11 protein-coding genes are annotated in these 12,395 nt (G+C 61.6%); 10 read left to right on the top strand and 1 reads right to left on the bottom strand.

Annotated elements, in window-relative coordinates; all coding sequences use genetic code 11:
• Positions 1 to 219: 219 nt before the first annotated feature.
• From CLV78_RS09750 to CLV78_RS09740, 3 genes are all read left to right on the top strand, one after another.
• On the top strand, positions 220 to 1,212 hold the full coding sequence (locus tag CLV78_RS09750) for a TRAP transporter substrate-binding protein (RefSeq protein WP_106204623.1): 993 nt from the start codon (positions 220 to 222) through the stop codon (positions 1,210 to 1,212).
• A 66-nt stretch (positions 1,213 to 1,278) separates the two neighbouring features.
• The gene (locus tag CLV78_RS09745) at positions 1,279 to 1,818 is read left to right on the top strand and encodes a TRAP transporter small permease (protein WP_106204622.1); all 540 of its coding nucleotides are present in this window, start codon (positions 1,279 to 1,281) and stop codon (positions 1,816 to 1,818) included.
• A gap of 3 nt (positions 1,819 to 1,821) precedes the next feature.
• Positions 1,822 to 3,105: a TRAP transporter large permease gene (locus CLV78_RS09740; RefSeq protein ID WP_106204621.1), complete on the top strand. Its 1,284-nt coding sequence runs from the start codon at positions 1,822 to 1,824 to the stop codon at positions 3,103 to 3,105.
• A gap of 364 nt (positions 3,106 to 3,469) precedes the next feature.
• Here the strand turns inward: CLV78_RS09740 and CLV78_RS09735 are convergent, their stop codons facing one another.
• Positions 3,470 to 4,165 (bottom strand): sugar transferase, encoded by a 696-nt coding sequence (locus CLV78_RS09735; RefSeq protein WP_106204620.1) that lies wholly within the window; start codon positions 4,163 to 4,165, stop codon positions 3,470 to 3,472.
• Between the two features lie 329 nt (positions 4,166 to 4,494).
• On the opposite strand from CLV78_RS09735, the gene CLV78_RS09730 reads away from it, so the two are divergent.
• The 7 genes from CLV78_RS09730 to CLV78_RS09700 all read left to right on the top strand — a co-directional run bounded on the left by CLV78_RS09730 (position 4,495) and on the right by CLV78_RS09700 (position 12,394).
• Positions 4,495 to 5,343, top strand: coding sequence for an ExeA family protein (locus CLV78_RS09730; protein ID WP_106204619.1), 849 nt, complete (start codon positions 4,495 to 4,497; stop codon positions 5,341 to 5,343).
• Complete coding sequence (locus CLV78_RS09725; protein ID WP_106204618.1) at positions 5,344 to 6,912, top strand: GumC family protein; 1,569 nt, start codon at positions 5,344 to 5,346, stop codon at positions 6,910 to 6,912.
• 236 nt (positions 6,913 to 7,148) lie between these two features.
• Positions 7,149 to 7,805: a CpsD/CapB family tyrosine-protein kinase gene (locus CLV78_RS09720; protein ID WP_211300970.1), complete on the top strand. Its 657-nt coding sequence runs from the start codon at positions 7,149 to 7,151 to the stop codon at positions 7,803 to 7,805.
• A 208-nt stretch (positions 7,806 to 8,013) separates the two neighbouring features.
• The gene (locus CLV78_RS09715; RefSeq protein ID WP_245924920.1) at positions 8,014 to 8,832 is read left to right on the top strand and encodes a WecB/TagA/CpsF family glycosyltransferase; all 819 of its coding nucleotides are present in this window, start codon (positions 8,014 to 8,016) and stop codon (positions 8,830 to 8,832) included.
• A gap of 64 nt (positions 8,833 to 8,896) precedes the next feature.
• Positions 8,897 to 10,411, top strand: a complete 1,515-nt coding sequence (locus CLV78_RS09710; RefSeq protein WP_106204615.1) for a hypothetical protein — start codon at positions 8,897 to 8,899, stop codon at positions 10,409 to 10,411.
• Positions 10,408 to 11,439, top strand: coding sequence for a glycosyltransferase family 2 protein (locus CLV78_RS09705; protein ID WP_106204614.1), 1,032 nt, complete (start codon positions 10,408 to 10,410; stop codon positions 11,437 to 11,439). Before CLV78_RS09710 ends, CLV78_RS09705 begins: the two co-directional genes overlap by 4 nt.
• The gene (locus tag CLV78_RS09700) at positions 11,432 to 12,394 is read left to right on the top strand and encodes a glycosyltransferase family 2 protein (RefSeq protein ID WP_106204613.1); all 963 of its coding nucleotides are present in this window, start codon (positions 11,432 to 11,434) and stop codon (positions 12,392 to 12,394) included. The genes CLV78_RS09705 and CLV78_RS09700 overlap by 8 nt, the downstream gene beginning before the upstream one ends.
• The last annotated feature ends 1 nt before the right edge of the window (position 12,395 follow it).

Genomic DNA, 12,395 nt, shown 5'->3' with positions numbered 1-12,395 from the left:
AACGTGGCATGGGCTGCGCACAGCCGTGTCGATGCGCAAAGGGATTGCTTCGGTGGTTTCGAGAAAATGATGCGGTTTCAGCGTCTTACCTGCTACGCAACACCTTCCAGTGAGGGTTGAATCTGATATGCCAAAAGTGTCGCACAACTTGATATTGTAAATATTTGTAATGAAGCTAGGGTCGCGCCACCAAATCCTAATGACTGAAGGGAGGATTTCATGGCATTTAGAGGTTTCGGGGCAACCGCCTTCGCGAGCGCAATCGCTCTTGCTGCCGTTGTTGCAGCGCCGATGGCGGAGGCCAAGGACTGGCGTGGTTGGAACATCCACGTCGAAGACTATCCGGTTTCGCACGGTATGGAGGCCTTCATGGCCGAAGTCACCGAGAAGACCGGTGGAGAGATCAAGGGCAAGGTGTTCCACAACGGCGTTCTCGGCTCGCAGCCCGACGCCATCGAGCAGGTACGCCTCGGCATCATCGACTTCGCTGAGTTCAGCCTTGGTCCGTGGGGCCCTGTGGCTCCCGAAGCCAACGTTGTGTCTCTGCCGTTTATCTTCAAGAGCATCGATCAGATGCACCGTGCCATGGACGGCGCGCCGGGTGAGGCACTCGCCGCCGGTCTTGAGAAAAAAGGCGTGATCGCACTTGGTTACTATGACGCCGGCGCGCGTTCCTTCTACAACTCGAAGGGCCCGATCAACACGCCGGAAGACATGACCGGGATGAAGGTTCGCGTCATGAACAACGACCTGTTCGTTGACATGATCGCCGCCCTCGGTGGCAACGCAACGCCGATGGCCTTCGCTGAAGTGTACCAGTCGATCAAGACCAACGTGGTCGACGGCGCCGAGAACAACCCGCCGTCCTACGAGTCGACCGCTCACTACGAGGTCGCTCCTTACTACTCGATCTCTGAACACCTGATCATTCCGGAAGTCCTGGTCATCGCCAAGAAGACCTGGGACACGTTGACCCCGGAACAGCAAGAGATCGTCAAGGAAGCTGGCAAGAACTCGACCATGCTTCAGCGCGAGCTCTGGGCCGAGCGCGAAGCCAAGTCGATGGAAGTCGTCAAGGCCGGTGGCGTCGAGGTCAATATGATCGAGGACAAGACACCGTTCCAGGAAGCCATGGCGCCGGTCTATGAAAAGTACCTGGCCGAGAACCCGGACATGAAAGAGATCGTCGAGCTGTTCCAGAACTTCGAGTGATCAATACCTGAACCTGCGGCGCCCCGGGTCGTTCCGGGGCGCCAGCCACTAAAGAAAGTCAGGGGCATGTCAAACAGCCTAGCCTTCGTGCAGAGGATCGAGGGGTGGCTAGGCCTCCTTTCAAAGCTCTGCCTCATTATCTGCGCCATCGCACTCACCGTCCTCGTTGCCTCCTTCGGTTGGCTCGTCTGGGGACGCTACGTGATGAACGTGACTCCGACGTGGGTCGAGCAATTGGGCCTCCTTCTGGTTGCCTACATCGCCTTCCTTGGAGCTGCCGTCGGCATCCATGAGCAATTCCACCTTGGCGTAACGCTGTTCCGCGACGCGCTCGGACCGAAAGTCTCCGGCTTTCTCCGTTTCATCATCGACATTATCCTCGCCAGTTTCGGAGCCGTCATGCTCTACGGCGGGATCGTGCTGTTCAACTTCGGCTGGGACACCCTGTTGCCGATGCTGAATATTCCCGAGAGCTTCCGGACCCTTGCAATGGTTTGCAGTGGCGGCCTGATCATGCTCTTCGCCGGCTGCCGGGCAGTCTTTCGAGTCATTTACTGGCGGAACGGTGAACGCTATCCCGATCCCGTCCACCACGAGGAGAGCTGAACTATGGGACTTGGCATTCTCCTTGGAATCTTCTTCGGAAGTGTAGTTATCGGTGTCCCAGTGGCCTTCGCCATGGGTATTGCGGCAGCCTCAGCAATGTGGTTCGAAGGGTTCCCGCTTCTGCTGACCTTCCAGCGCACCATGGCTGGGATCAACGTCTTCGCGCTGCTGGCAATTCCGTTCTTTGTCTTTGCCGGCGAGATCATGTTGCACGGCGGCATCGCGATCCGGCTTGTCAAGTTCGCCTCGACCCTTGTGGGTCACATCCGGGGCGGACTGGCGACGGTGAACATCCTGTCCTCGATGCTCTTTGGCGGCATCTCCGGCTCGGCCATCGCCGACATCTCGGCGCTCGGTTCGATCCTGATCCCGGTGATGAAGCAGCGCGGCTACCATGCCGACTACGCCGTCAACGTGACAGTCACATCGTCCATTGCCGGTATCGTAATCCCACCCAGCCACAACATGATCATCTATGCCGTGGCGGCAGGCGGCGGCATCTCGGTATCCAAGCTCTTTCTGGCCGGTGTCGTGCCGGGCGTGATGATGTGTCTGTGTTTGGCCGTGGCGGCCTATTTCATCGCCATCAAGCGCAAGTACCCTGCTGAACCGTTCCCCGGGTGGGGAGAGGTTGCGCGCACGGGTGCAACCGCTGTTCCCGGGCTGATCACTGCAGTGATCATCGTGGGCGGTGTGCTTTCGGGTATCTTCACGGTGACGGAATCGGGCGCTTTCGGAGCGATCTACGCGGTGGTCCTCACTGCCTTCTTCTACCGGACGCTCGGCTGGAAGGAGTTCACCACGGCGCTCACCTCCGCGGTGCGTACAACGGCCATGGTGATGATCCTGATCGGCTTCGCCGGTGCATTTGCCTACCTTCTGGTCATCTATCAGGTCCCCGACAAGCTCTCCAACCTGTTGGTCAGCATCTCCAGCAACAAGATCATGATCCTGCTCATGATCAACATGATGCTGCTGGTTCTGGGTATGATCATGGACATGGCGGCGCTGATCCTGATCTGCACGCCGATCTTCCTGCCCATCGCCAAGGACCTTGGAATGGACCCGATCCAATTCGGGATCATGATGCTGGTGAACCTCGGCCTCGGGCTTTGCACCCCGCCGGTTGGGACCTGTCTCTTCACGGGATGCGCCGTGGGCAAGATCCGGATCGAGGACACGTTGAAGTCCATCCTTCCCTTCTACCTGGCCATTCTCGTGGCGCTGATCCTCGTGACCTACGTGCCGGCAATCTCCATGACCCTGCCGAGCGTGCTTGGTGGGTAACACGGTCTACCCGGCCCGCCACCGGGCCGGAGAAACACCTGCGCCGCATCCGGAAACGGGTGCGGCTTTTTTTGTGGGGGGCAACGTGTCGTCAGCCTTGCCGATCTTCGGAGGTCTGGGACGGCGACCCGCAACACCCGAACGCGCGGTCAAGACGCTTCCACCTGCGGTCGCTCTCTATTCGAGTTCGCCGGTCCTGCGCTTCGGATCTGGGTTGCTGGCTCTCGGCCAGCGTTGACGCAGGCACGTGCGCGCCACGCCATTGGGGGCTTCACCCTCAGAAGGAGAGATCCGGGATGCCGGCCACGCGTCGCATCGCTTGCAGGCCACTGAAGGACCCTGAAACCGCTTTAAAAGTGGCGCCTCAGATCCCCGTGCAACGCAGAACCACACCGGCGGTTTTTGCCAGCAATCGAACGTCATGCGAAAATGACAGGTCGCGTTCATAGGCGGCATCGTAGGCCGCGCGGGCAGAGAAGCTCGTTTCGTGCCGATCCGATACCTGCCAGGGTCCGGTGATGCCCGGCCGCAACCGGCGATAGGCCGTGCCGGGGTAAAGCTCCGTCTGGTCCACCATCATCGGGCGGGGACCGACCAGCGACATGTCCCCGATCAGAACGTTCCAGACCTGCGGCAACTCGTCGAGGGATGTGCGTCGCAAGACCCGCCCGACGCGGGTGATTCTGGGATCGTCCCGAAGTTTCTGGCAGTGATCCCATTCGGCCTTCGCTGAAGGCGTTTGGGCAAGGTAGGCCTCCAAGTGTTCTTCCGCGTCCGGCACCATCGTGCGGATCTTGACCATCTGGAAGGTCTTTCCGTCCTTGCCGATACGTTTCTGACGATAAAATGCAGGCCCGTTCTCAAGACGTACTGCAATGGCGGCGGCGGCCACGATGGGGATGACCACGGGAGAGAACAGGAGCACCGCAAGGATGTCGAACGCGCGCTTCCCAAAGCGGCGGTAGATCGACCGGGAGTGCCTGCTTTCAACGGGATCGGACTCCGAAATCGGGACCCTGTGTCGATTATGTTCTGTCGGATCGTTGGATAAAAACGCCATTGCACCTGACTACGCCGCCGTCGGTCACCACCTGGTTTCCGCAACACGATCCACAGTAGCAGCTTTTGCTGTGGGGGACAGGACAGACCAGTCAATTTTAGTGAAATCAGTAACACTTGGTTAACCGAATTGGCGTTCATTGCCGAGTGTCCGAAGGCGACCGCCGGCGAACGGTGGGACCTTCCTGGCGCCGCAATCGGCGGGGCTTTGGGCAATTGTGACGGCAGGGCCGGTCTCCAGCACTCAGAGGGAGGTTCGGTGTTGCCTCGGTGCGATCGAGAACACGCATGGTAGCTGCCTTGCGCCGTCGCCCCTGATGGAGGCTCTTGATGTCGCAAGACATGTATGCGGGCTACTTCGGATTGTCCCGGCGACCCTTTACTCTGGTGCCGGATCCCGACCTTCTGTTCTGGTCCCCGCAGCACAAGCGCGCCTTCGCGGTACTCGAATACGGGGTGATGTCGCGGGCGCCGATCACTCTGATCACGGGCGAAGTCGGGGCCGGCAAAACGACCTTGTTGCACGCACTGCTCGGACGGATGACGAGCGACCTGCGCGTTGGACTCGTGGCCAATGCGCAAGGCGATCGCGGCGAGTTGTTGCAATGGGCGATGAACGCGCTGGGAATGGACCTGCACGAGGGCGAAAGCTACGTGCAGATGTTCCGCCGCTTGCAGGACCTGTTGGTTGCCGACTATGCGGCCGGGCGTCGGGTCGTCCTGATTTTCGACGAGGCCCAAAACCTGTCCAAGGCCGGGCTGGAAGAGCTGCGGATGTTGACCAACATCAACTCGAACCAGGATGAACTGGTACAGTTGATCCTCGTCGGGCAACCCGACTTGCGCCGGATGGTGACCGACACCGACATGCACCAACTTGCGCAGCGTGTTGCTGCGAACTTCCATCTCGACGCGCTGGACCGCCAATCCACGGTCGCCTTTATCGTGCACCGTCTGAAGCTCGCCGGTGGGTGCGGCGCGGAGATCGACCTGACGGCGGCGGAGATGGCGCATGACATTACCGGCGGTGTTCCACGGTTGATAAACCAGCTGTGCGATCTGGCGATGCTGTACGCATGGAGCGATACCGAGGCGGTTGTCGGCACATCCGTGATGGAGCGGGTTCTGGACGATGGCGTCTTTTTCGGCGGTGGGCTGATGGAATGCGAGGCCGGGTGAATGACTGACCTCAGCTACTACGCCTCCCGATTTGCCCGGCGGTTCCCCTGGTTTCTCATCGTGGCAATGTCGGTCACGACATTTGCAGTCGGGTTGGCGATGACCTTGCCACCGGTTTACCGTGGCGAATTCCGTGTTGTTGTCGAATCCAAGCAGATCCCGGACCGGCTGGCGGAGTCGACTGCCTACACGCCCGCCCCGGAACAGCTTCAACTGATCGAACAACGGCTTCTCACGCGCGGCAACCTACTGGATATCGCGGCGACCCTGACCGCTGTGCGAGATCAGGAGGACCTGACCCCGGGAGAGATCGTGTCGGCGATGCGGGCCAACACGACGCTGAGGCGCTCCTCGGGTCGCGACCTGGCAGCAGTCATGAAGATAACCTACGACGCCCCCACGCCCGAGGCAGCGTCGGCGGTTCTGAACGCCTACCTGACGTTTATTCTGCAACGCGACGCGGAACGTAGGACCGAACGGGCAGTCTCCACCCTGGAATTCTTCGAGCAACAGGTCGCGCGACTTGGCGAGGAGCTGGAAAAGAAAAGCGCGCAGATCCTCGCGTTCAAGACGTCCAATTCCGACAATCTCCCGGAGACGCTGGATTTCCGGATGTCCCGGCTGGCGCGCCTTGAGGAGCGCGTGAGCCGCGGTGAGGCGGAGATTGCTGATCGGCAGACCCAAAGGGATCAGGTCATTCGGATGGCCGAACTTGCAGACAGGCTTGAAAGCAGTGCCGCGATGGGCCGAAGGCAGATCTCACCACGGGAGGCGCGACTCGAAAAGGTGCATGCGGAGCTGGATGCCGCCTTGACGGTCTATTCCGAACAGAGCCCGCAGGTGCAGAGGCTTCGATCCCATATTGCGCAGATCGAGGGCACGTTGGACGCCGAGGCCGCTGTACGCGCCCGGGAAATCGCGTCGGCGACCGGCGCGGAGACCGCAGCATCCGACCCGCTGGTGGCCATGCAGGTCCGCGAGTTCGATGACGAGATCTCGATCCTGTCGACACGAAATGCGGAGCTTGAGGCGGAAGTCACCGCCTTGCAGGCGTCTATCGCGAGGACGCCGGCAAATCGGATCGTCCTCGACGGCCTGCTGCGAGACCTCAGGAACATTCAGGACCAATACAACACGGCCGTGGACAGGGTCAGCCGCGCGAGTACCGGCGAACGGATCGAACTGCTGTCCCATGGGCAGAGGATCACCGTTGTCGAACCGCCTGTCGAGCCGACGAAACCCGTCAAGCCCAACCGATTTCGGCTGGTGCTGGCGGGACTCGCTGCCGGGATCGCGGCCGGTCTCGGTCTGGTGTTCCTGATCGAGTCCATTAACCGGTCGCCCCGCCGACCGGATGACATTGTCGCCCAGTTCGACGTCATGCCGATCGCAACGATCCCCTACATCCGCTCGCGGCAGCAGGCAGTTGCCGACCGCGGCGCGAAACTCCTGACAATACTGGCAATCCTCGTGGGCGTGCCGGCAGTCCTGTACCTCGTGCACGACCGCTACATCCCATTGGAGGTTGCTGCCCAGACGTTCCTCGACCGGTTCGGAATGCATTGGTGAGCAAAGTGTTTGGAAGCAAACCGGAGAACCGTTGAATGGACAGGCTGCAGGCCGCCATCGAAAAGGCGCGAGAACAACGTGCAGAGGTGCTGGGACAGCCTTTGGGCCAACCGCTTCAGCAGCCCACGGGCCTCCTGGAACCCGGCGATCCTCAGCCTGCATCAGGGGCCGTGGATGCCAATTGGAGTCGTTTACCGCCAATTAACGAAAATGCTCCACAACTTGGAAATAACCGGATGATAGCCGTCAAGGGAGGCTCGAGCGCATTGCCATATGACATGCTTCGCACTCGTATTCTCCAGCAGGCGCGACAGAATGGCTGGCGTCGGGTGGGGCTTGTTTCGCCGACTGCCGGGTGCGGAAAGACCACCACCGCCGCCAACCTTGCATTTGCCTTCCGGCGGCAGCGGGACGTGCGGTCGATCATCCTCGATCTCGACCTTCGTCGCCCGTGCCTGAACGTTGTCCTTGGACAAGACGCGAGGGGCAACATCGGTGATGTCATCGAGGGCAGAAAGGACTTCCGGGATCTGGCACTGCGGCTTGGCGACAATGTCGCGCTTGGATTGAACGATAGTGCGACGGAGACTTCCTCGGAGATCCTTCAGAGCCGTCAGGCCCAGGCACGCCTGGCGGAGGTGGAGGCGCAGCTGGACCCCGATATCGTGCTGTGCGACCTGCCGCCGATGATGGCGACGGACGACAATTTCGGGTTCCTGAGCAATGTCGATTGCGTGCTGCTCATGGTGGCCGCCGAAGAAACCCAAACTGCGCAGATAGAGGCGACACTTCGCCATTTGGGAGACCTCACCACGGTGATGGGCATCATACTCAGCAAATGTCGCCACGTGGCGGGTGCCTATGGATACGACGACCAGTACCACTACGCCTAGACGTGTGACGGATGACACGCCTGGGACGCGAAAGAGTCCAGAGGACGCCAGCTAGCCTGGCAACAGTTTCAGAGCTTTGGTGAGAATGACGCATCTAGACTATCCGCGCGGGTACGCCCGCGCGCGGTTGCCCAATGGCAATCGCCAGAGCCCGGCGCACGCGTCCCGAAGCGCTGTTCCCGGGTGGCTTGACCCCGAAGATCGTCCAGTGTTTGTCACGGCACACCCTCCGTACTTTGCCAGGATCTATGTCCCCCCGGCCGGTAAGGGGCTCGCCGGGCACTACGAGATCGGGCTGACACATCAGTCCCGCCGGGATCTTCTGACCGACCTCGAAGCCCGTATCGGTCGTGGGCGCGGGTTTGCCGTCGCTACGCTGAACCTCGATCACGTGGTAAAGTTGCGCCATTCTGCGCGTTTCCGCGAGGCCTATGACGCGCACAGCCACATTGTCGCGGATGGGAATCCCATTGTCTGGCTGGCAAGAATGGCCGGTCAGGACGTCAAACTGACCCCCGGATCGGAGCTTGTCCTCCCAGTTGCGGAGATGGCCGCAAGGACCGGGGTGTCGCTTGGCCTGTTCGGCGGAACGCCGGAGAGCCTAGCACAGGCCAGGACCGCCATCGAAACCCACGCGCCAGATGCTCGTGTGGCGAACTGCCTTGCGCCCCCTGTTGGGTTCGACCCCGACGGTACGGACGCCGAAGTGTTTATTTCGACGATGCAGGAGTCCGATGCCGCGATCTGGTTGCTCGCGCTGGGCGCTCCGAAGCAGGAAATCCTTGCGTCCCGGGCATTTGCGCGGATGCCGGACCGGGGGTTCCTGTCCGTGGGAGCCGGGCTCGATTTCATTGCCGGATGCCAGCGGCGTGCGCCCGGTGTGGTGCGTTCACTGGCGCTGGAATGGGCTTGGCGGATGGCCGGCGATCCGGCCCGGCTCGCGCCGCGCTACGGAAAATGCATTGCGATCCTTCCGAAACTGGCTGAGGCGGCGCTCCTTCAGCGATCGGAGTTGCAAGGAAGATGAGACACGCGGCAGTGCACTCGGCGCGCGAGCGGAGAGGCAATGAAGCGTCGCGGCAGGTGCGACGGTGAACGCTTTCGCCTACGGTGTGCTGCTCCTTTGGCCAGCCGTTGCGCTGCTGGTATTCCGGCGCTTGCCGCTCGGGCCGGGGATTGCGGCGGCCATCCTCGGGGCTTTTCTGGTGTTGCCCGCCGGGGGACACGTCGATCTTCCATTGCTGCCCGTCTACAACAAGTCATTCGCCGGGCTGCTTGGAGGCGTGCTCCTGATCTGGTCCGACGCGCGGTTGCGCCGGCAGTTTCCGAACGGGGCGCGGGCCGCCAGCTATCGCACACCGGGCTGGTTTCCGCGAAGTGTCTGGGTGCGCGTGTGTCTTCTGGCAGTGTTCTGCGGAGTTATTGGCACGGTTGCGGCCAATGGTGACACGTTTGTCGTCGGGCGTCGGGTTCTCAGGGGCATGACGTCATATGACGGCTTTGCCGCGATCCAGTCCCAGATCTTGGTACTGCTTCCGTTCTGGCTCGCATGGAAATACATGGCTGACCCGCAAAGCCAGCGTGGTTTGCTCTACGTACTTGCGATCGGCGCTGCCTTCTACATCATGCCGGTCCTCTACGAAGTTCGAATGTCACCGCAACTCAGCCGGGCAATCTACGGTTTTTTTCCGCATTCCTTTGAACAGCACATTCGCGGGGGCGGGTTCAGGCCGATCGTGTTCATGTCGCATGGCCTCGTTGTCGGCTATGTCCTGATGTTGGGCGGACTGGCGAGCGTCGCCCTGATCCGTCTGTCGAGCGGTGCACGGTCTGTCGGCTTCCTGGTGTTGTCGATCGTCTTCCTGACGACGATCGTCCTGTCCCGGAATCTTGGAGCGACATTGATTTCACTGGTTTTTGCGCCGGTCATGCTTCTGTGTTCACGACGTCTCCAGCTGATCGCCGCATCTTGCGTGGCGCTTGCTCTTCTTTGCTACCCGGTGATCAGAAGCACCAACCTCATCCCGTTTCAATCCTTCGCGAATGTCGTTTCCTCTCTGGACCCCGGTCGCGCAAGCTCGCTCATGTACCGCGTTCATCAGGAGGAACAGCTTCTGGAGCGGGTCAGGGAGCGACCGGTTCTTGGTTGGGGCGGCTGGGGTCGCAACAGGGTCTATGACGCGGATGGCAGGGATGCGTCTGTCACAGATGGTGTCTGGATGCTGTTGCTGGGCTCGTTCGGTTGGGTCGGCTACCTGTCGCGGGTCGGTTTGATGGTCCTTCCTGTCGTTCTTACGACCCTTCGGCAAAGAGCGTTGGCCATCGACGCGACGGCCGTGTCGCTGTGTGTGATCCTTGCCGCCAATCTGGTGGATCTGGTTCCGAACTCCAGCCTGACGTCATTGACCTGGCTTGTTGCCGGGTCGCTGGCCGGTCGGCTCGAATACCGCGCTTCGGCAACGGTGACTCCGGATGTCGATCCCGCCGCTCCGAGACCTGCCTGGAGGCCGGCCAGCGTCACCCGGGCCGCGTCACCCTATATGCCAGTCCCGCGGGACAGAGGGGCAGGGGCGACTCCATCGACAGCGAGAAGTCCGTTTCGATGACCCGCCGCCCAGATCCCGTCCCGGCTGAAATCGCGGTGATAACCGTCAACTACGGCACTGCCGCACTGGCACTGGAGGCCGTCGAGAGCGTTCTGGCTGCCGACCATGGCGGGCGCGGAATCGAAGTGCACCTTGTCGACAATGCCTCTCCCGACGACGATGCGCAGGCCATTCGCGCTGCGGCGGGGCAGCGCGGATGGGGCGACCGGGTCCACCTGTACTTCGAGGAGGAGAACCACGGATTTGCGCGTGGCAACAACCTCGTGTTTCGGGCCTTGGAGCAACGGGACACTCCTCCGGACAAGGTTTTCCTGCTCAACCCGGATGCTCGGTTGGGCAACGAGGCGATGGAGCGCCTTGCGGACTACCTTGATGAACACCCGCAAACCGCAACGGTTGGGGCGCGGATCTCCATGCCTGGTGGACGAGCAGTGACATCGGCATTCCGCTTTCCCGGCATGATCTCGGTTCTGGCCGAGACGGCAAACTTCGGTCCGATCAGCCGGTTATTCGAAAGATATGTCGTGCCCCTGCGTCCGGAGCAGCCGACAGGCCCGGTGGACTGGGTCTCCGGCGCGGCGGTGATGTTCCGCTTTGCACCCATCAGGGAGGCAGGGTTCTTCGATCCCGATTACTTCCTCTATTTCGAGGAGGTCGATCTTCAGTGGCGACTTGCGCGGGCGGGTTGGGGCAGTGCGCTCGTCGCCGAGGCACATGTCATCCACGAAGAAGGGGCCGCGACCCGGATCCGCAGCGACGAGAGCCGGACGGCCCGACCGGACTACTGGTACAACTCTCACCGGATCTTCCTGCGCACGACCCTCGGCCGCTCGCGTGCGGCGCTCACGGCCGCGGCGATGCTCCCGGCGGCTTGGATGAACCACCTTCACAGCGCGGTTCGGGGGCGGACCGTCCACCTGCCCGCCGACTTCATCAGGGATCATTGCCGCGTTGTGCTGAAGCCGTTGCTCCTCGGGGAACGATCAGAACCACCGGGCCGGATTGGCGGGGCGGGGGGCCATGGCTGAGGTGCAATGCGTCGGGGGCGTGGTGATCGGGCGCAATGAAGGTGAACGACTTGAGCGCTGTCTTGCGTCACTCGGTAACGCAGTCGAAAGCGTCGTCTACGTGGATTCCGGGTCGAGCGACGACTCGGTCGCGATTGCACGGCGGCTTGGCGCCGATGTCGTGGAGCTCGACGCTGGAACGCCCTTTACCGCAGCGAGGGCCCGCAACGCTGGTGTTGATCGCCTTGTGGAACTGGGCCTGCCGGAGTTCGTTCAGTTTGTCGACGGCGATTGCGAGATCCTGCCCGGGTGGATCGCGAAGGGATGCGAGGCCCTGCGCGCGGACGGTGGACTTTGCGCGGTAAGTGGCCGCCTGCGGGAACGGGATCCGCAGGCGAGTCTCTACAATCGCTTGCTTGATGCCGAGTGGGATGGACCTGTTGGTCCCGTGCCGGCCTGCGGGGGAAATGCGCTGTTTCGCTGTTCCGCCGTTCGTCAGGTTGGCGGCTTTGATCCAAACCTGATCGCCGGAGAAGAGCCCGAACTCTGTTTTCGCCTTCGCCAATCGGGGTGGGCGATCATGCGTATCGATGCGGAGATGACCCTTCACGATGCCTCCATGACGCGGTTCTCCCAATGGTGGCAACGGTCGCGACGCGCCGGGCACGCCTTCGCCGAAGGGGCAGCGATGCATGGAAGGTCGGGGGAGCACTTCAATGTGCGCGAAACCCTGCGGGCTCTTGCATGGGGGGGGCTGTTGCCGTTCGCGCTGATAGCGCTCGCTCTGCTTTTGAGCCCCTGGTGGCTTTTGGGTGGGCTTATCTACCCGGCTCAGGGCCTGCGGATTTCGCGTCGGGTGGGGGCGATACCGGCAGTATTCATGACACTGGGGAGATTCGCCGAGGCGCAGGGTATCGCCGGTTTCCTTTGGAACCGCCGTCGCGGCACGCGGCAGTCCTTGATCGAGTACAAGTAGC

The organism is Aliiruegeria haliotis (assembly GCF_003003255.1).
Taxonomy (GTDB): domain Bacteria; phylum Pseudomonadota; class Alphaproteobacteria; order Rhodobacterales; family Rhodobacteraceae; genus Tropicimonas; species Tropicimonas haliotis.
Note: the sequence above shows the minus strand (reverse complement) of the source record. Positions and strands in the feature narration are given on the sequence as shown.

Coding starts and splice junctions, on each gene's coding strand:
- CLV78_RS09750 (WP_106204623.1), top strand. CDS start 220: ATGGCATTTAGAGGTTTCGGGGCAACCGCCTTCGCGAGCGCAATCGCT.
- CLV78_RS09700 (WP_106204613.1), top strand. CDS start 11,432: ATGGCTGAGGTGCAATGCGTCGGGGGCGTGGTGATCGGGCGCAATGAA.
- CLV78_RS09745 (WP_106204622.1), top strand. CDS start 1,279: ATGTCAAACAGCCTAGCCTTCGTGCAGAGGATCGAGGGGTGGCTAGGC.
- CLV78_RS09725 (WP_106204618.1), top strand. CDS start 5,344: ATGACTGACCTCAGCTACTACGCCTCCCGATTTGCCCGGCGGTTCCCC.
- CLV78_RS09735 (WP_106204620.1), bottom strand. CDS start 4,165: ATGGCGTTTTTATCCAACGATCCGACAGAACATAATCGACACAGGGTC.
- CLV78_RS09705 (WP_106204614.1), top strand. CDS start 10,408: ATGACCCGCCGCCCAGATCCCGTCCCGGCTGAAATCGCGGTGATAACC.
- CLV78_RS09720 (WP_211300970.1), top strand. CDS start 7,149: ATGATAGCCGTCAAGGGAGGCTCGAGCGCATTGCCATATGACATGCTT.
- CLV78_RS09730 (WP_106204619.1), top strand. CDS start 4,495: ATGTCGCAAGACATGTATGCGGGCTACTTCGGATTGTCCCGGCGACCC.
- CLV78_RS09740 (WP_106204621.1), top strand. CDS start 1,822: ATGGGACTTGGCATTCTCCTTGGAATCTTCTTCGGAAGTGTAGTTATC.